The organism is Calidithermus chliarophilus DSM 9957 (genome assembly GCF_000430045.1).
Classification (GTDB): Bacteria; Deinococcota; Deinococci; order Deinococcales; family Thermaceae; genus Calidithermus; species Calidithermus chliarophilus.
Genome location: NZ_KE387027.1, coordinates 837,092 through 857,964, shown reverse-complemented (window position 1 = coordinate 857,964; position 20,873 = coordinate 837,092). Strand labels below are relative to the sequence as shown.

18 protein-coding genes are annotated in these 20,873 nt (G+C 68.6%); 13 read left to right on the top strand and 5 right to left on the bottom strand.

Annotated elements, in window-relative coordinates:
* Positions 1–235: 235 nt before the first annotated feature.
* From upp to MEICH_RS0121090, 5 genes are all read left to right on the top strand, one after another.
* The gene (upp, locus tag MEICH_RS0121110; RefSeq protein ID WP_027894261.1) at positions 236–862 is read left to right on the top strand and encodes a uracil phosphoribosyltransferase; all 627 of its coding nucleotides are present in this window, start codon (positions 236–238) and stop codon (positions 860–862) included.
* 136 nt (positions 863–998) lie between these two features.
* On the top strand, positions 999–2,117 hold the full coding sequence (locus MEICH_RS0121105; RefSeq protein WP_027894260.1) for an MraY family glycosyltransferase: 1,119 nt from the start codon (positions 999–1,001) through the stop codon (positions 2,115–2,117).
* A gap of 67 nt (positions 2,118–2,184) precedes the next feature.
* Positions 2,185–3,432, top strand: coding sequence for a glycosyltransferase family 2 protein (locus MEICH_RS0121100; protein WP_027894259.1), 1,248 nt, complete (start codon positions 2,185–2,187; stop codon positions 3,430–3,432).
* Positions 3,433–3,486: 54 nt separating this feature from the next.
* On the top strand, positions 3,487–4,605 hold the full coding sequence (wecB, locus tag MEICH_RS0121095; protein ID WP_027894258.1) for a non-hydrolyzing UDP-N-acetylglucosamine 2-epimerase: 1,119 nt from the start codon (positions 3,487–3,489) through the stop codon (positions 4,603–4,605).
* 83 nt (positions 4,606–4,688) lie between these two features.
* Complete coding sequence (locus MEICH_RS0121090) at positions 4,689–5,657, top strand: hypothetical protein (RefSeq protein ID WP_027894257.1); 969 nt, start codon at positions 4,689–4,691, stop codon at positions 5,655–5,657.
* A 221-nt stretch (positions 5,658–5,878) separates the two neighbouring features.
* Here MEICH_RS0121090 and MEICH_RS0121085 read toward each other — a convergent pair whose 3' ends face one another.
* Together MEICH_RS0121085 and MEICH_RS0121080 are read right to left on the bottom strand one after the other, a co-directional pair.
* Positions 5,879–7,093, bottom strand: a complete 1,215-nt coding sequence (locus tag MEICH_RS0121085) for an MFS transporter (protein ID WP_027894256.1) — start codon at positions 7,091–7,093, stop codon at positions 5,879–5,881.
* A 52-nt stretch (positions 7,094–7,145) separates the two neighbouring features.
* The gene (locus tag MEICH_RS0121080; protein WP_027894255.1) at positions 7,146–7,811 is read right to left on the bottom strand and encodes a GntR family transcriptional regulator; all 666 of its coding nucleotides are present in this window, start codon (positions 7,809–7,811) and stop codon (positions 7,146–7,148) included.
* A 172-nt stretch (positions 7,812–7,983) separates the two neighbouring features.
* Between MEICH_RS0121080 and MEICH_RS0121075 the strand changes: the two genes are divergently transcribed.
* From MEICH_RS0121075 to MEICH_RS29005, 6 genes are all read left to right on the top strand, one after another.
* Positions 7,984–8,979 carry a TAXI family TRAP transporter solute-binding subunit gene (locus MEICH_RS0121075; protein ID WP_027894254.1) on the top strand — a complete coding sequence of 332 codons (996 nt, stop codon included), beginning with the start codon at positions 7,984–7,986 and terminating at the stop codon, positions 8,977–8,979.
* Positions 8,980–9,083: 104 nt separating this feature from the next.
* Positions 9,084–11,237, top strand: coding sequence for a TRAP transporter permease (locus tag MEICH_RS0121070; protein WP_027894253.1), 2,154 nt, complete (start codon positions 9,084–9,086; stop codon positions 11,235–11,237).
* 140 nt (positions 11,238–11,377) lie between these two features.
* Positions 11,378–12,775, top strand: coding sequence for an aminotransferase-like domain-containing protein (locus MEICH_RS0121065; protein WP_084542456.1), 1,398 nt, complete (start codon positions 11,378–11,380; stop codon positions 12,773–12,775).
* Positions 12,776–12,906: 131 nt separating this feature from the next.
* The gene (locus MEICH_RS0121060; protein WP_027894251.1) at positions 12,907–13,446 is read left to right on the top strand and encodes a cytochrome P460 family protein; all 540 of its coding nucleotides are present in this window, start codon (positions 12,907–12,909) and stop codon (positions 13,444–13,446) included.
* Between the two features lie 15 nt (positions 13,447–13,461).
* Positions 13,462–14,661 (top strand): hypothetical protein, encoded by a 1,200-nt coding sequence (locus tag MEICH_RS0121055; protein ID WP_027894250.1) that lies wholly within the window; start codon positions 13,462–13,464, stop codon positions 14,659–14,661.
* A gap of 168 nt (positions 14,662–14,829) precedes the next feature.
* Positions 14,830–15,708 (top strand): hypothetical protein, encoded by an 879-nt coding sequence (locus MEICH_RS29005; RefSeq protein WP_157202947.1) that lies wholly within the window; start codon positions 14,830–14,832, stop codon positions 15,706–15,708.
* Between the two features lie 32 nt (positions 15,709–15,740).
* On the opposite strand, the gene MEICH_RS26375 is transcribed toward MEICH_RS29005, so the two are convergent.
* A complete protein-coding gene (locus MEICH_RS26375) occupies positions 15,741–16,322 on the bottom strand; it encodes a YdcF family protein (protein ID WP_051304396.1) in 582 nt (193 codons plus the stop codon).
* Positions 16,323–16,530: 208 nt separating this feature from the next.
* Here MEICH_RS26375 and holA point away from each other — a divergent pair, with 208 nt between their 5' ends.
* A complete protein-coding gene (holA, locus tag MEICH_RS0121045; RefSeq protein ID WP_027894249.1) occupies positions 16,531–17,463 on the top strand; it encodes a DNA polymerase III subunit delta in 933 nt (310 codons plus the stop codon).
* Between the two features lie 185 nt (positions 17,464–17,648).
* Here the strand turns inward: holA and MEICH_RS0121040 are convergent, their stop codons facing one another.
* Positions 17,649–18,467: a hypothetical protein gene (locus tag MEICH_RS0121040; protein WP_157202946.1), complete on the bottom strand. Its 819-nt coding sequence runs from the start codon at positions 18,465–18,467 to the stop codon at positions 17,649–17,651.
* 165 nt (positions 18,468–18,632) lie between these two features.
* Between MEICH_RS0121040 and MEICH_RS0121035 the strand changes: the two genes are divergently transcribed.
* Positions 18,633–19,838 (top strand): caspase family protein, encoded by a 1,206-nt coding sequence (locus MEICH_RS0121035; protein WP_169730717.1) that lies wholly within the window; start codon positions 18,633–18,635, stop codon positions 19,836–19,838.
* A 167-nt stretch (positions 19,839–20,005) separates the two neighbouring features.
* Here the strand turns inward: MEICH_RS0121035 and MEICH_RS0121030 are convergent, their stop codons facing one another.
* Entirely contained in the window at positions 20,006–20,866 is an 861-nt protein-coding gene (locus MEICH_RS0121030; RefSeq protein WP_027894246.1) for an ABC transporter permease, read from the bottom strand.
* Between the last annotated feature and the right edge of the window lie 7 nt (positions 20,867–20,873).

Genomic DNA, 20,873 nt, shown 5'->3' with positions numbered 1-20,873 from the left:
TAAGACGTAGGACTTACGACTTGCGTCTTGCGTCTTGCGCTTTGCGTATTGCGTACGACGTAGGACGTACGGCATGCGTTTAGCGTTTCGCGTTTAGCGTTTAGCGTTTCGCGTTTAGCGTTTAGCGTTTCGCGTCTTGCGTCTTGCGTCTTGCGTCTTGCGTTTAGCGTTTTGCGTCTTGCGTTTTGCGTCCAGCTATCGACCCTCCCTCACCCTCGGTGTTACGATTTGCCCGATGAAGCTGACCGTTGTCGACCACCCCCTGGTCCAGCACAAACTGGCGATCCTGCGCGACAAGAACACCGGGAGCAAAGACTTCCGCGAGCTGATGGAGGAAGTTTCGATGCTCATGGCCTACGAGGCGATGCGCGACCTCGAGCTCGACCCCGTGACCATCGAGACCCCGCTCACCTCCATGACCGCGCACGTGCTCTCGGGCAAGAAGCTGGCCCTCGTCGCCATCCTGCGGGCCGGGCTGATCATGGTGGACGGCATCTTGAAGCTCGTCCCGGCGGCGCGGGTGGGGCACATCGGCCTCTACCGCGACCCCCAGACGCTCAACCCGGTCGAGTACTACGCCAAGCTCCCCGAGGACATCGGGGGCCGCCGGGTCTTCCTCACCGACCCCATGCTGGCGACGGCGGGCAGCGCAGTCCACGCCATCGACGTGCTCAAGCAGCGGGGGGCCAGCCAGATCAAGCTCATGAGCATCATCGCCGCGCCCGAGGGGGTCGAGCGGGTGCGGAAGGCCCACCCCGACGTGGACATCGTGGTCGCGGCCGTGGACGAGTACCTCAACGACCACGGCTACATCGTGCCGGGCCTGGGGGACGCGGGGGACCGGATCTACGGCACGAAGTGACGCCGGTGGCCTGTAGCCGATAGCCCGCGGCCCGTGGGGAAAGGCCTTTCACCCTAAGCCGTGAGCCCCAGCGACCGGGCGCTCGGCTATCGGCCATGGGCTATCGGCGATAAGCTATTAGTCGAGTAGTCGAGCCATGAGCGATTTTCTCGAGTCCTTAGGCATCGCCAACCCCGCGGGCGCCGGCTGGCTGACGGTGGTGTTCACCTTCGTGGTGGCCTGGGTCATCACCTGGCGCTTCATCCCCAGCGTGCGGCGCTTCGCGCTGAAGGTGGGCTGGGCCGACCAGCCCAACGCGCGCCGGCTCAACAAGGAGCCTTTGCCCAACGCCGGGGGGCTGGCGATCTACGCCGGGGTCATCGCGGCGATGATCGTGGCTACCGCGCTCAACCCCATCCTCATCCAGCAGGTGCAGATCCAGGTGCTCGCCATCCTGCTGGGCGGCTCCATCCTGGTGCTGGTGGGCTTCATCGACGACCAGTTCAGCCTGCCGCCGGTCTTCCGGCTGGTGGTGCAGTTCCTGGCGGCCTTGCTGCTGGTGGCGGTGGGCATCCGCTTCGACACGGCCTTCGGCACCGCGCTCGACCCCCTGCTGGGCACCTTCCTGACGGTGGTATGGGTCATGGGCATCACCAACGCCATCAACCTGATGGACGGGGTGGACGGGCTGGCGGGGGGCATCAGCTACATCACCGCGATGAGCCTGCTGGCGGTCTCGGCCCAGGACCCGCGCTGGGCCGCGGCGACGCTGGTGCTCGCCGCCATGAGCGGGGCGGCGCTCGGGTTCTTGCGGCACAACTTCCACCCCTCCAAGATCATCATGGGCGACGCCGGGGCCTACTTCTTCGGCTACGTGCTGGCGGCTACGGCGCTGCTGGGCAGCCTGAAGGTGACCACGGTTTTCTCGCTGGTGCCCACCGCGCTGTTCCTGCTGCTGCCCATCTTCGACACGGCCCGGGTCATCATCCGGCGGCTGCTCCAGCGGCAAAACCCCATGTCCACCCCGGGCAAGGACCACATCCACCACATCCTGCTCGCCCGCGGGCTCTCGCAGCGGCGCACCACGGTGGCGCTGTGGATCCTCACGCTCATCTTCAACATCATCGCCATGACGGTGCAGCCGAGCGTGCCCCCGCAGGTCGTGGTGGCCTCGGCCATCGGGACCACGGCGCTGCTGGCGTATACCGTCTGGCGCAAGCTGCGGGCGGTGTGGCGGGAGGAGCGGCAGCTCGAGGGCCACATCCCGGCCCCCTGAAACCGGCGCCCGAATTGTGCCTTCCGGCGGCCCCCGCGGGGGCCGCCGTTGCCATACTGATGATGGATTGAACTCAGCCATTTGGTGGATAATTCAACTCGGATTGGCCGGCCTGGGCACCGTTTTGCTGCTGGCGTCGCTGTACCAGTTCCTCCTGGGCCTGCGCGGCTTCCAGGGACCCCGGCTGCTGCCGCGGGCCCGCGCCTTGAGGCGCTTCGCGGTGCTGATCCCCGCCCACGACGAGGCGCGGGTGATCGGGCCGCTGCTGCGAAGCCTCCAGGCCCAGACGTACAGGGGCGAGTTCGACGTGCTGGTGTGCGCCGACAACTGCACCGACGCCACCGCCGCCGTCGCCGGGGCGCACGGGGCGATGGTGCTCGAGCGCCACGACCCCCAGCGCCGCGGCAAGAGCTGGACCCTGCGCTGGGCGCTGGGCCAGATCGGGCTCGAGCGCTACGACGCGGTGGCGATGCTCGACGCCGACAACCTGGCCCACCCGGAGTTCCTCGAGCGCATGAACGACTACCTCGAGGCCCACCCCGAGGCCGAGGCGGTGCAGGGCTACCTCGACACCAAGAACCCCGACGACAGTTGGGTCACCCGCGCCATCGCCCTGGCCTACTGGCACTCCAACCGCTTCTGGCAACTCGCCCGCCAGCACCTGGGCCTCTCCGGGACCCTGGGCGGGACGGGCTGCGTCATCCGCAGCCGCACCCTGCGCCGCACCGGCTGGCAGCCGCAGAGCCTGACGGAGGACCTCGAGTACACCGCGATGCTGGTGCTGGGGGGCGGACGGGTCCACTGGAACGACTGGGCCGTCGTCTACGACGAGAAGCCCCTGACCCTGCGGAGCTCGGTGCGCCAGCGCACCCGCTGGATGCAGGGGCACTTCTGGGTGCTCAGTCGCTACGGGCCGCGGCTGCTGCGGGCCTGGCTGCGCACCCGCCGCTGGCAGCACCTCGACCTCCTGCTCTACCTGGCCTCCCCCGTCCTGATGCTGCTCAACTTCGTGGCGATGGGCCTCGCCTACGTGCTCATCGCCGCCGGGGAGGGTTACAGCCTGCCGGGCCAGTTGGGGGTCGTGGCCTCGTGGCTGGGCATGGCGAACGCGGCGTTGCTGACCGCCATCGCCCCCTCGCTGCACTCGGGCCGGGTGGTGCTGCGCTACCTCCCCGCGCTCCTGGCGACCGTGGGCTTCGGCCTGAGCTGGGCCATCCCGCTCTTCAGCGCCCTGTGGCTGGTGCGCGACCAGGGCCGCTGGGAGAAGACCGAGCACACCCGCGCGGTGCCGCTGGAGGAGCTGCGCCGCCGCTGAGCCTCGCAGAGCCTGTCGCCCCTGGAGGCCGGGTGCGATAGACTTGCAAGGCTTATGAAGCGCGTCGTCCTCGCCTTCGGAACCCGCCCCGAGGCCACCAAGATGGCCCCGGTTTACCACGCCCTCAAGGAAACGCCGGGCCTCGAGCCCGTGGTGCTGCTCACCGGGCAGCACCGCGAGCAGTTGCTCCAGGCCATCTCGCTGTTCAACGTGCCCGCCGAGCGCAACCTCGACGTGATGACCGAGCGCCAGACCCTCCCTGAGCTCGCCGCGCGCATCCTGCCCCAGGCGGCCCGCTCCCTGCGCGAGCTCGAGGCCGACTACGTGCTCGTGCACGGCGACACCCTCACCACCTTCGTGGTGGCCTGGGCGGCTTTCCTCGAGCGCATCCCCGTGGGGCACGTGGAGGCCGGGCTGCGCAGCTTCAACATGGCCGAGCCCTTCCCCGAGGAGGCCAACCGCCGCCTCACCGACGCCCTCACCGACCTCGACCTCGCCCCCACGCCCCTCGCCAAGCAGAACCTGCTGGCCGAGCACAAGAACCCCGAGCAGGTGCTGGTGACGGGCCAGACCGGCATCGACGCGGTGCTCTACGCCGCCAAGGTGGGGCAGCTCCCCGAGGGCGTCCCCGGCGGCAAGCTGGTCACGGTGACGCTGCACCGCCGCGAGAACTGGGAGGTGCTGGGCGAGCTGGCCCGCGCGCTGGCCCGCGCCGCCCACGACCACCCCGACTTCACCTTCGTCTTCCCCGTCCACCTCAACCCGGTGGTGCGCGAGGCGGTGTGGCCGGTGCTGGAGAAGGTGCCCAACTTCCGCCTCACCGACCCGCTCGAGTACGGCCCCATGTCGGCTTTGATGGGCAAGAGCGACCTCATCGTCACCGACTCGGGCGGCCTGCAGGAGGAGGGCGCGGCGCTGGGCGTGCCGGTGGTGGTGCTGCGCAACGTCACCGAGCGGCCCGAGGGGGTGGAGGCGGGCATCCTGCGCCTGGCGGGCACCGACCCCGAGCGGGTCTACCGGATGGTCACGGGCCTCCTGGCCGACGAGGCCGACCGCAAGAAGATGGCGAGCGCCAAGAACCCCTACGGCGACGGCCAGGCGGCCAAGCGCTGCGCGCAGGGCGTGGCCTGGCGCCTGGGCCTGGCCGAGCGCCCGCAGGACTGGCAGCCCTGAGCGGTCGGCGCGACCACAGCCGCGCGGCGTGACATGAACCCTGCCTCAAGGGCGGGGAGCCTGGGACTTCCTAGACTGGGGGCATGGCTCGAGCACCTGCCGCCTGGCTCCTGGCCGCGCTGCTCGCGGGCTGTTTCCACGCCCCGGCAGGGGGCGGGGGCAACGACGACCCGCCCCCTTCCCTGGGCGACTGCACGCTCTTCCCGGCCGACAACGTCTGGAACACGCCCGTAGACACCCTGCCCCTCGACCCCAACTCCGAGGCCTACGTCCAGACCATCGGGGCGGGCAAGTACCTGCACCCCGACTTCGGCTCGGGCCTCTACGAGGGCCAGCCCATCGGCATCCCCTACACCACCGTCCCGGGGAGCCAGAAGCGGGTCCAGGTCAGCTTCACCGTGGACGACGAGAGCGACCCCGGCCCCTACCCCATCCCCCCGGACGCCCCCGTCGAGGGCGGTCCCGACAGCCGCGGCGACCGCCACGTGCTGGTGGTGGACCGCGACGACTGCGTGCTCTACGAGCTCTTCAGCGCCTACGTGCAGCCGGACGGGAGCTGGCGGGCCTACTCGGGCGCCGTCTTCGACCTGAAGCCCAACGCCCTGCGCCCCGACACCTGGACCTCCGCCGACGCCGCCGGCCTGCCCATCCTGCCCGGCCTGGTGCGCTACGACGAGGTGGCCGCCGGGAAGATCAACCACGCCCTGCGCTTCACCGCCCCCCAGACCCGCCGCGCCTACGTCTGGCCCGCCCGCCACTACGCCTCCAGCCTCACCGGCAGCCAGTACCCGCCCATGGGCCAGCGCTTCCGCCTCAAAGCCGGCTACGACATCTCCGGCTTCTCCCCCCAGGTGCAGGTGATCCTGCGGGCCCTGAAGAAGTACGGCATGATCCTGGCCGACAACGGCTCGAGCTGGTACATCAGCGGCACCCCCGACGAGCGTTGGGACAACGACGTGCTGCGCGAGCTCAAGCGCGTCCCCGGCTCGGCCTTCGAGGCGGTGGACTCGAGGGCGCTGATGATCGACCCGGATTCGGGGCAGGCGAGGTAGCAGTGATGGTCGATGGTCGATAGTCGATAGTCGATAGTCGATAGTCGATAGCTGATAGTCGATGGCCGGGCGCCGGGCGCGGGTCGTACGTCCTACGTCCTACGTCGTACGCGAGACACAATACGCAATACGCCTTGGCCCTCGACCCTCGACGCCGCCGGGGTGGGGTCTACCACGAGCCACAAGCTGACGGCTGATAGCTGACGGCTGACCGCTTACCGCTACCCCCTCACCGACTTCGGCCTCTCCTCCACCGTGCGCGGCCAGGGGCGGCGGGAGAGCCACAGGGCCGAGAGGACCAGCAGCAAGGAGAGCACCAGGCTGGCGGTGCGGCCGCCTAGCTGGTCCATGAGGGAGCCGGTGAGGTAGCCGCCGACCGGGGCCACGCCCAGCAGCACCATCGAGTACACCGACATCACGCGGCCGCGCAGGCGGTCGGGGACCAGGAGTTGCACGGTGGTGTTGGCGTTGACCAGGGTGGTGATCATGCCGAAGCCGCAGATCGCCAGGACCATCGCCACGCCCCAGGGCGGCAGCGGCAGGAACAGCAGGGCCAGCGACAGGGCCAGGATGCCCGAGCCCAGCAGGGTGCGGACGGGGCGGGCCTGGGCGGTGAAGGCCTGCAGCAGCGCCGCGCCGATGGCCCCGACGCCCACCGCCGACATCAAGAAGCCGTAGCCCTCGGCGTCGAGGCCCAGCACCAGCCTCGAGTACGCCGGGACCAGGGTCTGGAAATTCATCCCGAACAGGCTCGCCAGCCCCACCATCAGCACCACCTGGCGCACCAGCGGCTCTTGCCACACGTAGCGCAGGCCCTCGAGCGCCTGCTGCACGGCGCTGCCGTGGACCGGCTCGACGGCGCGGCTGGCCGTGCGCAGCAGCAGCACCAGCATGATCACGAAGGACAGGGCGTTGAGCACATAAGCCCACCCCAGCCCGACGCCCGCGATGAGCAGGCCCGCCACCGCAGGGCCCGTCACCCGGCTGACGTTGAAGCCGAAGGAGTTGAGGGCGATGGCGCCCGGGTAGCGCTCCCGCCCGGCGAGCTCGACCGTGAAGGACTGCCGCACGGGCAGGTCGATGGCGTTGAAGGCCCCGTAGAAGAAGGCGAAGAGCAGCACGTACTCGTAGCGGATCAGGTCGGTGAGGATCAGCACGGCCATTAAGCCGGCCAGCACGGCCATCCCCCCCTGGGTCAGCAGCAGCAGGTTGCGGCGGGAGTGGCGGTCGGCGAGGACGCCCGCGGGCAGGGAGAGCACCAAGGAGGGCAGGAACTGGCAGACCATCACCAGCCCCAGCCGCTCGGCGCTGCCGGTGAGCTCGAGCACCAGCCAGCCTTGGGCGGCGGCCTGCATCCAGGTTCCGAGCTGGGAGATGAACAGGGCGAGCCAGTAGTTGCGGTAGCGGGGGTCGCGCAGCAGGGCCAATGCGAGCACGACCCAATGCTAAGCCACGATCCGGGGGCGTGGCTGAGACGGGGCGCGGGTTTCAGTGCCGCGCCCGGCTGAGGCGGTCGATCTCGAGCCGGGTGCTGGCGAGGTGGCGGCGCATGGCGGCCTCGGCCGCGCCGGAGTCGCGGGCCTCGAGGGCCTCGACGATGCGGCGGTGTTCCTGGTGACCGCGCATGGTGTGGGCGGGGTTGTTGGAGAGGGTGCGGAAGGCGAGCTGCATCTCGCCGAAGAGCAGCGCCAGGATGCGCTGCAGCCGGGGGTTGCCGCTGCTCTGGCTAATGAGGGTGTGGAGCTGCTGGTTGGTCTGGCTGTAGAGCTGGGGGTCGCGCGACTCGACCGCCTGGCGCTGCCGTTCGAGCACGTCCCGCATCGCCCGCAACTGCTCGGGGCGGGCGCGCTGGGCGGCGAGCCGCACGGCAAGGGCCTCGAGCACCTCCCGCACCTCGTAAATCTCGCCGAGGTCGCGCGCGCTGAGGTTGGCGACGACCACCCCGCGGCGGGTGCGCTCGACCGCCAGGCCCTCCCCCACCAGTTGCAGGATGGCCTCGCGCACCGGGCTGCGCGAAACGCCCATCTGGCGGGCGAGCTCGGGCACGCTGAGCTTTTGCCCGGGCGCCAGGCGGCCCTCGAGGATCGCCTCGCGCAGGGTTTCCCGCACGGTATCGACCACGCGCTCGTTGGGGGGTAGCATAGGAATATTCATAGGTCACTCCGCTACGCCTGCAATATGGGCTGGTTCCGTAAGGCTCGTGTTTACATTTTACATGCAACATGCTTATAATCCACTCGTTACTTTGCAAAGCTATGCAAACCCCCGCCTGGGGTGTCGGGCTCGAGCCCGGCGCATGGCGAGCCAAGATCCCGGAGGTGAGCTTGTGAAACGAGTTTGGGTCCTACTGGCGGCTGCGGTGCTGGCGGGTACGGCACTGGCGCAAAAACCCCGCGTGGTCATCCCCACCGGCAGCACCGGGGGCGTGTTCTTCTTCTACGGTCAGGCCATCGCCAAGCTGCTGACCGAGACCGGCGTGGCCGACTCCACCGCCCAGCAGACCGGCGGCTCGTACGACAACCTGCTGCTGCTGCGCGACCGCACCGACCCCGGCTCCAACACCTACTACTGCGCGCTGGCCACCACCGACTCCGCGCTGGTGACCTACACCGGCCAGGAGCCGCGCTTCGCCCAGAAGAAGGCCGACATGCAGCGCATCATGTTCTACATGTACCCGAGCCTGATCCACATCGTCACCACCGAACAGTCGGGGATCAAGGTGCTGCAAGACCTCAAGGGCAAGCGGGTCTCCACCGGCCAGCCGGGCTCCTCGACCGAGAACCTGGCGCTTCTGGTGCTCCAGGGCGCCGGCGTAAAGCCCGAGAGCTTCTCCAAGCGCGAGCGCCTGCCCGCCGCCGAGAGCGCCAAGGCCCTGTCCGAAGGCACCATCGACGCCTACTTCTGGGTGGGCGGCGTGCCCACCGCCAGCGTGGTGGAAGTCGGGCAGTCCCTCGCCCGCACCGGCAAGAAGATCCGGCTGATCCCCGTGACCAAGGACAGCACCACCGCTCAGCTCCTGCTCAAGCGCTTCCCCGGCATCGTCAGCGTCGGCACGGTGCCCGCGAGCGTGTACGGCACCGCCGGCAACGTCCCCGCGCTCTACACCGGCAACGTCTTCCTGTGCCCGGCCTCCATGCCCGACGAGCTGGCCACGGCGATCATGAAGGCCGTGTTCGGCAACCTCAACACCCTGGTCACGGCGACCGCGGCGGCCCGCGACACCACCCTCAAGAACACCGCCGACCTCTACGCGGCCAAGACCGTCATCCCCTTCCACCCCGGGGCCGTGAAGTACCTGCGGGAAGCCGGGGCGATCAAGTAAGCCTGCCCTAGCGAAGCTTTTGCCCAAGCTCCCTGCGACCTCTCCCGGCCAGGGAGCTTTGTGCAGCCCCTCCCGCGCCTGCGTGCTCGAGAAAGCGAGGCCCTATGGAGCTAGCTCAGGAGACTTCCGGTAAGAGAACCCCCTTCGGGTGGGTGGTCTGGGGCGTGCTGCTGGCCGCGGCCCTCTACAGCATCTACCTGGTCGTCCACCCCTTCACCCCGCTCGCACGGGCCGACATCGCCGTCCTCGACATCGTGCAGCTCGAGCGGGCCGTGCACGTGTTCTTCCTGGTGCTCGCCGGGTACCTCATCACCGCTCGCCAGACCCCCCAGAAGCCCACCCTGGGGAGCTGGGTGTTCGCGCTGCTGAGCCTGGTGTTCCTCTACACCTTCTGGGTGCCCAACGTCACGGGGGTCGACATCCCCCTGGCCGGGAAGCTGGTGGGCACGCTGGCCTGGGCCCTGGCGGTGCTCCCGGCGCTGATGCCGAGGTTGCGCGCGGTCGGCGACGTCCTGGCCGCGCTGCTGAGCGTGGCCCCCCTGGTCTACCAGATGCGCTTCTACGAGGAGCTGGTCTACCGCGCGGTGATCCCGGCGGGCTGGGACATGGCGATGTCCTTCAGCCTCATCGTGCTGGTGCTGGGGCTGGTCTACCGCCTGCTGGGGCCGGTGATGCCCTCGCTGGTGCTGGTCTTCCTGGCCTACAACCTCTACGGGCACTACGTCCCCGGCACCTTCCGCGGGGCCAAGAACGGCATCGACCTGATCCTGGGCAAGACCTACAACGAGACCGAGGCGGGCATCTACGGCCTGATCACCGGGGTCTCGGCCAAGTACTTGGTCTACTTCACCATCCTCTCGGGCCTGATCGGTGCGCTGGGGCTGGGGCGCATCGTGGCGAACCTGGCGCTGGCGCTGGTGGGGCGTACCCCCATGACCCCCGGGCGGGCTACCGGCGTGGCCTCGATCTTCATGGGCATGTTCAGCGGCTCGGGCGCCGCCGACACCCAGTTCGTGGCGACGCTGACCAAGCCGCTGTACGAGCGGGCGGGCTACGACCGCATGATCGGGGCGGGGCTGGTGGCGACGGCCGGGACCATCGCGCTCATCACCCCCCCGGTGCTGGGGAGCATCGCCTTCGTGATGGTGGAGGTCCTGCAGATCCCCTACCTCACGGTGGTGATCATGTCCATCGGGCCGTGCCTGCTCTACCTGCTGTCGGTGCTGGCCTTCAACGAGTTCTACGCCCGCAAGGCCAAGCTGCCGCCGGTGGGCGCCGACCTCGCCATGAGCCGCCGCCGCTACATCGCCCGGTACAGCACCATCTTCCTGCCCATCCTGCTGATCGTGGCCATGCTCTACCGGGGCTTCGAGGTCAGCACGGCGGTGAGCCTGGCGATGCTGGGCTTCGTGCTCATCACCTACCTCGACCCCACCCTGCGCCCGCGGGGCCTGATGCCCATCCTCGAGGGCCTCGCCGACGGCTTCCGCCAGCTCATCCCCATCGGCACGGCCATCGTGGCGGCCAACCTGATCTTCGGCATGATGGTGATCACCGGGCTGCCCTCGAAGTTCTCGATCTTCCTGGGCCAGGTCTCGGGCGAGAGCCTGCTGCTGGCGACAGCGGTGACGGCCGTGTTCAGCCTGATCCTGGGCATGGGCATCCCGCCCACCGCCACCTACGTGCTCACCTCCTCGCTCACCGCCCCGGCCATCGTCAAGATCGCCGAGGCCAACGGCATCCCGGCCGGGGCCGCGCTGCTGGCGACCCACATGTTCCTCTTCTACTACGCGGTGCTCGCCGACGTGACGCCGCCGGTGGCGCTCTCGGCGTACGCCGCGGCCTCGGTGTTCAAGACCAACCCGCTGGTGACGGGGATCTACGCCGCGCGGGTGGCGCTGTCGAAGTACCTGGTGGGCTTCTTCTTCCTCTTCGCCTTCGCCGGGACAGGCCTACTGATCATGCCGGTGCTGCAGGACACCACCTTGGGCCTGTCGCTGGCGCAGAAGTGGGGGATCATCGGGGAGCGCTTCCTGGCCGTGGGGGTGGGGATCGTCTTCCTCTCGGCGGCCACGGTGGGCTACACCCGCCGCACCCTGCAGCGCTGGGAGAGCTGGGTGCTGGGCGTGCTGGGCGTGGCCTGCTTCACGCCGTACTGGTACGTCAACCTGGTGGCCGGGGGGCTGGGCCTGCTGTGGTTCTTCATCCTGGCGCGGCCCGAGCCCAGGACCGAGCCTTCGCAGCAGGCGGCGGACTAGGCTCCGTGTGGTCGTCGGTAGCCCATAGCCGGTCGCCGCTGGCCCGCGACGGTCACGGGCGCTTTCAAACGAGGTTTTACGACACCCGAGGGGGTAGCCGCCGCGCTGCCCCTTCGGCGTTGTGGTAGCTTCGAACCGAGATGGCCTCGCGCTCGCCCCAGCCCGCCCACCACCTGCTGGCCCAGCAGCTCAAGGAGCAGTTGCGGGCGCTCGAGCCCGGCTCCCGCCTGCCCACCGTGCGCGAGCTGGTCGCGCGCTACGGGGTGAGCCCGGTGACGGTGAACAAGGCGCTCAGCCAGCTCACGCAGCAGGGGCTGGTGGTGGTGCGGCCCGGCAGCGGGACCTACGTCGCCGAGCGCAGGCCCGCGCAGGAGGACTACGGCTGGCAGGAGGTCGCGCTGGGGCAGCGGCTCGACCCCACCGCGGGCATCCGCGACCTGATGGTGCCCGCCAAGGCCGGGATGATCCCGCTGGGCGAGGCCTACCCCGACCGCTCGCTCACGGCGCTGAAGGAGATCCAGGCCGCCACCCGCCGGGTGGCGCGGCGGCTCGAGGTGTGGGACTGGGCCCCCGCCGAGGGCCTGGAGAGCCTGCGCAGCGTGGTGGCGGGCGAGCTCGGCGCGGGCGTCACCTCGCGCGACGTGCAGATCACGCCCGGGGCACAGGCCGCCCTCTCGACGGTGTTCCGGGCGCTGGCCGCCCCCGGCAGCCCCGTCCTGATGGAGTCGCCCACCTACCCCGGGGCCGTGGGGGTGGCGCGCAGCCTGGGGCTACACCCGGTCCCGGTGCCCGCCGACGCCGAGGGGGTGCGGCCCGACCTGCTGCAGGAGGCCTTCGCCAAGAGCGGGGCCCGGGTGTTCTACTGCCAGCCCCTGCACGCCAACCCCAGCGGCGCGGTGCTCTCCCCCGAGCGCCGCAGGGCCGTGCTGAGGGTGGTCGAGGCCGCCGGGGCCTTCGTGGTGGAGAACGACTACGCCCGGGGCCTGACCTTCGAGGGCGAAGCCCCCCCGCCGCTGGCGGCGCTCGAGCCCGCCCGGGTGGTCTACGTGCGGCCCTTCTCCAAGACCACCGCCCCCGGCCTGCGCGTGGCCGCCGTGGTGGCCAAGGGCCCCGCGGGGTCGCGCATCCGCTCGCTGCGGGTGCTCGACGACCACTTCGTCTCGGCGCTGCTGCAGGAGGTGGCGGTGGACGTGCTGACCTCCCCCTCGCGCCGCGCCCACCTCCAGCGCCTGCAGGCCGAGCTGCGCCGCCGCCGGGACAGCGCCCTCGAGCACCTTCGCCAGGCCCTGCCCCAGCTAAGGCCCTGGCGCATCCCCACCGGCAGCGTGTTCCTCTGGCTGCGCCTGCCCGAGGGCTGGGACGACGCGGAGGTCTCGAGGCGGGCTATGCTCGCCGGGGTGCAGGTCTTCCCGGGCCGGATCTTCTTCCCCGGCGAGCCGTCGGGGACCTTCCTGCGCCTGAGCTACGCCGCCGTACCCCCCGAGGGCCTCGAGGAAGGTATCCACCGGCTGGCCGAGGCCCTGCGGGCTCGAGGCTGACGTGTTATCATTGGGCGCGAAATCCCGGAGTATCGTTACTCAAATACAGCGATCGGGGCTTTGAGCGTTACTCGTCCGGTTCGCGCGAACGCGGCCGAAACGCCGTGCTGCTCTGATGGAGTGTGGGATCGATGCTGAAGCGGACACTGGGGCTGGCGTTTCTGATCGGCGGGCTCCTGGCGGGGTTGGCCCAGGAGACCGGGCTCGGCGACTACAAGACGCGGCTGGTGCGCTACGCCACCGTAGACCGCGTCGACGGGCTCATCCGCGACATCTACATCGCGCCGGAGGCCCTCGAGGCCGTGCGGAAGGGGCAGCCGCTGCCGCCGGGAACGGTGGTGCTCGTGGACCTGCACCAGGCCAAGCCCAACGGCCGGGGCGGCTTCGTTCGGGAGGGCGGCTTCTTCGTGCGGGCCTCCGACGAGCCCTACGTGCACACCATGACCCGGCTCGAGGGCCAGGACAGCCTCACCTCCTGGCGCTTCGGGGCCTTCGACCCCCGGACGGGCGAGCTCGAGCCCGGCGTGGAGGTGCCCGGCGACTGCCTGGAGTGCCACCGCACCGCCCTGACCACCGAGATGCTCTTCAGCTACCCCCAGCTCCAGGCCTTCGCCCGCAGCGGCGAGGTGCAGCGCAGCTTCTGCAAACAGCCCGGCCGCCAGCTCTGCTAGAGCGAAAGGAGAACCATGCGCACACCCTTCTTCCTGGCCTCCGGCCTGCTCGCCCTGGCCTCGCTCGCCGCCGCCGCGCCCACGCTGGTCAACTTCGACCCCGCGCAGGACGCGGTGCAGCCCTCGCTCGACCTCGACCGGCAGGGCCGCCCGGTGGTGGCCTGGGTCGAGAGGACCGGCGGGGTCTACAAGGCCTACGTGCGCCGCTGGGAGGGCACCGGCTGGAAGCGGCTGGGCGGGGCGCTCAACCGCGAGGCCGCCTGGAACGCCTCCTATGCGCTGGTGCGCGTGGGCCCCGACGGCCAGCCGGTGGCCGCCTGGACCGAGAAGAACCCGGTGTTCCAGGGCAAGCTCGCGGGCAACGGCAAGCTCTACGCCGCGCGCTGGGACGGCCAGGCCTGGCAGGCGCTGGGCGACTCCCCCAGCAACAGCCCCCTCACCACCTCCGACATCCCCCGCATGGCCCTCGACCCGCGGGGCAACCCCTACCTGCAGTGGAGCGAGATGACCCCCGACTTCAACGGCGACAGCGTGTACGTCGAGCGCTGGACCGGCCTCGAGTGGCAGACGGTGGACAACGGCTCCCTCAGCACCGACATCAGCGGCTCGTCGCGCTCGAGGGACATCGCGGTGAACTCCAAGGGCCAGGCCGTCCTGGCCTGGAGCATCCAGCTCTACAAGGAGGGCGAAGGGCCGCTCGGGTTCAACGTGTACGCGGGCACCTGGGGCGGCAAGAACTGGATCCCCTTCGGCAAGTCGCTCAACGCCGACCCCTACAACTACGCCGCCGGGGTCTCGGTCGCGGTGGACCGCCAGGACCGCCCGGTAGTGGCCTACCACGAGGCTGGGGGCGGCAAGGGCTACAACGTCTACGTCAAGCGTTGGGAGGGTGGCAAGTGGGTGCAGTTCGGCCAGAGTGTCAACGCCCTCAGCGGCGGTGGTTCCCAGCCCAAGGTGGCGCTCGACGCCAGGGGCAACCCGGTGGTGGGTTGGCTCGAGAACGCGGGGCGGCTCGAGCTGCGCGTGGCGCGCTGGGACGGCAAACAGTGGGTACGCCTGGGCCCGGCGGTGAGCACCAACGAAGCCGCGGCCTTCTCGCTGGCGATGGGCCCCGACGACCGGCCCCTCGTGGCGTGGCACGAGGGCAAGGACGGGCAACGCAAGGTATTCGTGGCGCGATGGAGCGGCCAAGCCTGGATTGGTCTAGGCATTTAAAACAGTCTTTTCGTCTCATAATGCTCCATTTTTGTAGGGGCACCCCCTTGTAGATGCTCTTGTCTTATGGGAGGTCAGGGTGGCCACAGGAGGCTGCCCCTACAGTTCAATCCCTATGAAGAAGGCTGCAGGACTTGTGTCTATCACAGTGATAGACTTAGAAACAATATGAGCAATCATTTTCACCCAAGAGGCCAACGACCTGTCTGCTCTCCGATAAATCAGTGCATATATTGCGGCATAACAGGCGTACCTTTATCTGATGAGCATATTGTTCCTTATGGACTTGGAGGATCACTTTACTTGCCGAAAGCCTCCTGTAAAGACTGTTCAGCCATTACTAGTGCTTTTGAGGGAAAAGTCCTTGGAGGGCCATTCAAAGCTATCCGTGGCTTGCTCGATATGCCAAGTCGCAAGATGGCACAGCAGCGGGCAATGAAATACAGTTTGGTTATAAATGGCAAGACTGTAGAGTTATCTGCAAGCGATTATCCTGCTCCTCTACTATATCCAATACTTCCTCCAGCGACATTTTTACACGGAGGAGTAACGCAAGATGACCAAGTAAATGTGGAATACGAGATTTTCTACCCTTTAAGAGTAACTAAGAAGCTCATTGACATTTATGGCGAGCCATTGCATATCTCTCATCCTATTTCTAGCTTCAGTGACGAACAAATACGCGCTTTCATTAGGATGCTCGCCAAAATTGGCTACTGTTCCTTGGTACAGAAACACGGGCTGCGGAGCTTGGATAGTATCTTTGTATTAGATCTAATCTTAGGCCGCTCAAAACAGTATAATCTATATGTCGGCACCGTTCCACCCAAGCTTGCCCCACTATCATTTGGTCAGCCCGCAACCGGCCTGAGGGAAAACGAACAAATTAGCCATCGGTTCGCCGTCCGCACTCTATTAACAAGAGTGATTGACCCACAAACAGGGCATCAGCAAGAACGGAAGCTTTATTGCGCTTATATCCGACTCGGAGAGGGTTATGCTTTCGGCGCTCCTATTTATGAGGTAGCTCTAGCTCCGGCAAAATAATGCTAGTACCAGCTTAGCTAAACTACAACTTCTTATTCCTTCCAACCCCGCAAGGCGTAGTACAGCAGCACCAGGGGCTCGCGGAGGAAGGCGGGTAGGTTCTGTGGGCAGTGGGGTGAGGGGGCGAGGGCGAACTCGAGCCCCAGCCGGCGGGCCATCAGGGCGGCCCTGGGGAGGTGGAAGGGCTCGCTCACGATCACTACGGTGTTCCAGCCGCGTTCTTCCATGATCTGCCGGGTGAAGCGGAGGTTCTGGTAGGTGGAGCGGGCTTTAGGCTCGAGCACGACGCGTTCTTCGGGCAGGCCGCGCTGCTGCGCGATCCGGGCCATCGCCTGGGCCTCGACGGTGCCGGTCTCGCGGTCAAGCCCGCCCGAGACCACCAGCCAGCGGGCCCAGCCCTGCCGGACCACCTCGACCCCCTCCTCCACCCGCTTCACCAGGCAGGGGTTGAGCTGCTCGCCGCGGTAGACCCTCGAGCCCAGCACCAGCACCACGTCGGCCTGCTGAAGGGTGCTGCGGTTCATGTTGAGCACGACATAGCCCAGGGCGGCCAGATAGGCGGCAACGCCCAGCCCCAGCGCGATCAGCAGAGCGATCCCGACCCGGCGGCGCATCCTTCCCAGACTACCGGCCGGCGGTGAAGAGCGCATGGCATTGGGCGTTTCGGGCGGGCGTGTTTATACCCGATTCGGTCAGTCCGTCGCCGGACGGCGACGGACTGACAGGGCCGAAGGGAGTGCTCTGGGATTCAAAAAGATAGCCCCTGAAAGTCTTTGGATTGGACGATTATCTTTTTGAATCCGGTATTAGACTGGAGGGGCTGTGATCCAGGTGTTTACCGGCGACGCGTTTCTGGCTCGAGAGGCCCTGCTGCACGAAGCCCAGCTCCAGGGCCTCGCACCCCGCCTCCTGCCGCCCGAACCGGGGGTGGTGGCCCAGGAGGCCAGCGGGGGGCTCTTCGGGCCCAGCGGGGCGCTCGTGGACCTGCGCGAGGTGACCGAGGGCGAGTGGAAGCCCCTGCGGGAGGTGCTGGAGAAGCTCCCCCAGGACGCGCTGGTATTGCTGCTCGACCCCCGCCCCACCGCCGCCCGCAGCAAGTGGTACGGCGAGCACGCGCAAAAGCGCGACAACCCCACCCCAGGGCCCCGCGAACTCGCCCAGTGGGTGACCAACCGCGCCCGCCTCTACGAGCTCAAGCTGCCCGCCGCCATCACCAACTTTTTGGGGGGCCTCATCGGCGGCAAGGGCAGCTACGAGAACCCGGCCTACGGCCTCGAGGCCCTCGACCAGGAGCTCCGCAAGCTCACCCTGCTCGACCCGCCCCTCACGCTGGAGAAGGTGCAGGCGGTGGTGGCGCTCGAGCCCCCCCTCTCCGGCTTCGACCTGGTGCGGGCCGTCACCGAGGGCAAGGGAACGGCAGCCTTCAAGCACCTGCAGAACCAGATGGAGCGCGGCGAGGACCCCATCCGCACGCTGGGGGCGCTCTCCTGGCAGTACAGCAAGCTGGCGCGGGCCTGGGCCTACCTGCAGGAAAAGCCCCTGCTGGGCGAGGGCGAGGCCGCCGGCCTGCTGGGGATGCACCCCTTCGCCGCCAAGCAGACCCTGGCACTCGCCAAGCAAGCCTCGAGCCACGCCGTCAAAGCCGCCCTGCAAATCCTGCTCGAGGCCGAACAGGCCGCCAAGACCGGCGGCGACCCCCGGCTAGCGCTCGAGCGCGCCGTGAGCGGGCTGCTGGCACTAGCTGCTAAGCGCTGAGAGGCGTGGGACAGGGGCCCGTGGCGTGTGGCCTGTGGATTGTCGAGGGTCGAGGCGTTTTGCGTTTGGCGTTTGGCGTTTTGCGTTTGGCGTCTTGCGTACGACGTACGACCCGCGCCCCGCGTGTGGCGTTTTGGCTATCAGCTATAGGCTATCGGCTATCGACCATAATTTCCGCGAAAACCCTACCTCGCCGTCCCCACGAAGGACTCCCGGATCTGCTTCTCGAGCGTCTGGGCGAGCTGCACGTCGCCCGAAGCCAGGAAGTAGCTGTAAGCCGCCGGGGCGTAGCTCAGCGACTGGCCCAGGAACAGGCTCAGGCCCCGCTCGCGCAGGGTGGGCAGGGCGGGCCACTCGCCCTGCACCCACAGCACCGGGGCCTCGTAGAAGACGGTGTTGTCGGTGCTCTTGACCTGAACCCGGGCGGCGAGGCGGAGCTTTTCGGCGGGCAGGCTGTAGGCACCCTCGAGGTCCTTGCGGGCGATCTCCTCGCGGTAGATCTCCTTGCCCTGCGCGTCGAGGAGCTTGAGCACCTTGGGGTAGCGCTCCCCGGCGACGGGCAGGCGCAGGGCGGGCAGGTCGAAGAACTCGGGCACGTACAGCAGCGGGGCGGCGCCGGCGGCGTCCCCCCGGCTCTTGGCAGGCTTCGCGAAGGCGGCCTCGGCCTCCCGCTGGCAGATGCCCACGTCCTGGCAGGTCTGCACCAGCTTGTCCCATAGGCTCTTGGGCCGGGCGACCTCGAAGCAGGCTTTGGGGGCTTGCAGGGTGAAGACACGGTTGCCGTAGGTGAGCCGGGCCTTGCCCTGGGTCACGCAGGCCCGGTCACCGGGCTCGAGGTTGAGGTTCAGTGCGCCCCCGCCGCTGCGGGTGTAGCTCTGCTGGGTCTTGTCGGCGCGCTCGAGGAGCAGCTTCCCGTCGAGTTCGACCTTGGCCACGGCGGCCAGGCTGAGGCTTCCGACCGCCATCCCCAAAGCAATTGCGGGGACTTTCCACGTCCAGGCCATAATTACTCCTTCGGCGCAAGCGCCAGGCAACATTCGGGCTACATCCAAGGTATATAATGTAAGCTCTCCCTCGATTAGCTGCCCCCTACGCCGCATTCATCGAGCCTTAACCCTGGGATTTCGAGCGGGCGCGGGCCGGGATTGGCCCGCACACCGGAGGGCGCGGTGCCCTGGATTTGCCTTGCATTCCTGCTGCTGTCGGCGCTGGCGTGGGCAAGCCCCGCGCCGGGCCGGGTCTACGCGCTGGTCGTGGGGATCAACAACTACCGCAGCTACCCCGAGGTCCCGCCCCTGCCGGGCCTCAGCTACGCCGAGAGCGACGCCCGCAAGTTCGCCCGGGCGCTGGGCGGCGTGGCCCGCCTGCGGCTGCTGCTCGACGACGAGGCCACCAAGAACGCCCTCGAGGCCGAGCTGCGCGACCTCGCCCGCCGCCTGGGGCCGGCGGACGTGCTCGTGGTCTACTACGCCGGGCACGGCCTGCCCAACAGCGAGGGGCAGGCCAGCCTCATCCCCTCCGACGCCCGCACCACCGACGAGGAGACCTGGCTACCCCTCGAGCGCGTCCAGGCCATCGTGCGGCAGTACAGCGCCAACCAGGGGCGGCTCATGCTCATCCTCGACGCCTGCTTCAGCGGCCAGTCGCAGGCAGGTTCGCGCAGCTTCACCCCGCCCGGCGACTACCAGCTCGCCCAGGCGCCGCAGGTCGAGGAACAGAACGTGCTGCTGGCCTCCAGCAGTGAGACCCAGCCCTCCTGGGAGGACGACGAGCTCGGCGGCGGGGTCTTCACGGCCTTCTTGCTCGAGGCCATGAGCGGCAAGGGCGACGCCAACAACGACGGCTACGTGACGCTGCAGGAGGCCTTCGTCTACCTCGCGGGGCGGGTGGAGGGCTACTCGAGGCAGAAGGGCAAGAGCCAAACCCCCCGCCTCTACGGCCCCGGCCACGCCTTCCGGCTGGTGCAGAACCCGGTGGTCGTCACCCGCAACCGCCTGGGCAACCTGCTGCGCCTGGGCCAGATCCACGGCGACGCCTTCGACGCCCTGATGGGCTGGCTCGAGGCCCCCAAGCTCCCCGAGGACTTCCGGCTCTACCTCGAGGGCGCCCTGGGCGAGCCCGGCTTCGTGCTGCTGGCGCGCTCCGGGGCCATCCCCAAGGTGCCCGCCAACCCCCAGCAGGACAAGCGCCTCGTCAGGATCGGCGGCCTGCGCCTCAAGGCCCTCATCCGCCGCGACCAGTTCTGGCCCCTGGCCCAGATGATCAGCGCGGGCAGAGCCCCCAAGGACGTGAGCGACTACCTGGCGGGGCGGCTCTCGGAAAAACGCTTCCTGCAGCGGGTGTGGGCAGGGGCGATCGTGGGAGTGCCGCGCTAAGGAAGTCAGCGGGGGCAAGAGGCGGGGCGGGCACGGGGGCCCGCCCCTACAATCGGCGTTTTGCGTTTTGCGTCTGGCGTTTTGCGTACGACGTACGACCCGTGTTCGGCGTTGGACGTCCGGCTATCGGCTATCGGCGTCCAGCATTCAGCCACCAGCGTCTTTCCTCAAGCATTCGCCCGCGGGTCCAGCACGTCACGCAAAGCGTCGCCCAGGAGGTTGAAGGCCAGCACCGTGAGCAGGATCGCGACGGCGGGAGAAGTGGGGGCCCAGAAGGCTTCGGCGATGTAGCTGCGGGTCTCGGAGACCATCGCGCCCCACTCGGGGATGGGCGGTTGGGCGCCGAAGCCCACGAAGGAGAGGCCGGCGGCGGTGAGGATGGCCCCGCCGACGTCGAAGCTGGCCTGCACGAAGACGGGGGTGAGGGTGTTGGGCAGCAGGTGGCGCAGCATCAGCCGCCACTGCGGCACGCCCAGCGCCCGGGCGGCCTCCACGAACTCCCGCTCGCGCAGGGCCAGCACGTTGGCCCGCACCAGCCGCGCGTAGACCGGCCAGCTCACCAGCGCCACGGCCAGGATGGTGTTGCCCAGGTTGGGGCCCAGCGCCGCCGCGATAGCCATAGCCAGGATCAGGGAGGGGAAGGCGAAGAAGATGTCGGTCAGGCGCATGAGCAGGTTGTCCCACACCCCGCCTAAGCTCCCCGCCATGAGCCCCACGGCCACGCCCAGCAGCACCGCCAGCACAACCACCCCGAAGCCCACCTTGAGGCTGATGGCCGCGCCGTGGGCCACCCGCGCCCAGACGTCGCGGCCGAGCTGGTCGGTGCCCAGGAGGTGGGCGCTCGAGGGCGGGCTGAGCCGCTGGGCGATGTTCTGCTCGACGGGGTCGGGGGCGATGAGCGGCGCCAGCAGGGCTACCAGCAGCAGCAGCGCCAGCAGCGCCAGCCCCAGCAGGCCGCCGGGGTTGCGCAGGAAGCGCCGCAGGGGCCTCGAGCGGCGGTCAGAGGGGGCGTTCACGGCAGCGGCCATCGGGGTC

What these genes read in the sequence shown, in the direction of transcription:
- upp (WP_027894261.1), top strand. Translation starts at nt 236, where the DNA reads ATGAAGCTGACCGTTGTCGACCACCCCCTGGTCCAGCACAAACTGGCG.
- MEICH_RS0121105 (WP_027894260.1), top strand. Translation starts at nt 999, where the DNA reads ATGAGCGATTTTCTCGAGTCCTTAGGCATCGCCAACCCCGCGGGCGCC.
- wecB (WP_027894258.1), top strand. Translation starts at nt 3,487, where the DNA reads ATGAAGCGCGTCGTCCTCGCCTTCGGAACCCGCCCCGAGGCCACCAAG.
- MEICH_RS0121090 (WP_027894257.1), top strand. Translation starts at nt 4,689, where the DNA reads ATGGCTCGAGCACCTGCCGCCTGGCTCCTGGCCGCGCTGCTCGCGGGC.
- MEICH_RS0121080 (WP_027894255.1), bottom strand. Translation starts at nt 7,811, where the DNA reads ATGAATATTCCTATGCTACCCCCCAACGAGCGCGTGGTCGATACCGTG.
- MEICH_RS0121070 (WP_027894253.1), top strand. Translation starts at nt 9,084, where the DNA reads ATGGAGCTAGCTCAGGAGACTTCCGGTAAGAGAACCCCCTTCGGGTGG.
- MEICH_RS0121065 (WP_084542456.1), top strand. Translation starts at nt 11,378, where the DNA reads ATGGCCTCGCGCTCGCCCCAGCCCGCCCACCACCTGCTGGCCCAGCAG.
- MEICH_RS0121060 (WP_027894251.1), top strand. Translation starts at nt 12,907, where the DNA reads ATGCTGAAGCGGACACTGGGGCTGGCGTTTCTGATCGGCGGGCTCCTG.
- MEICH_RS0121055 (WP_027894250.1), top strand. Translation starts at nt 13,462, where the DNA reads ATGCGCACACCCTTCTTCCTGGCCTCCGGCCTGCTCGCCCTGGCCTCG.
- MEICH_RS29005 (WP_157202947.1), top strand. Translation starts at nt 14,830, where the DNA reads ATGAGCAATCATTTTCACCCAAGAGGCCAACGACCTGTCTGCTCTCCG.
- MEICH_RS26375 (WP_051304396.1), bottom strand. Translation starts at nt 16,322, where the DNA reads ATGCGCCGCCGGGTCGGGATCGCTCTGCTGATCGCGCTGGGGCTGGGC.
- MEICH_RS0121040 (WP_157202946.1), bottom strand. Translation starts at nt 18,467, where the DNA reads ATGGCCTGGACGTGGAAAGTCCCCGCAATTGCTTTGGGGATGGCGGTC.
- MEICH_RS0121030 (WP_027894246.1), bottom strand. Translation starts at nt 20,866, where the DNA reads ATGGCCGCTGCCGTGAACGCCCCCTCTGACCGCCGCTCGAGGCCCCTG.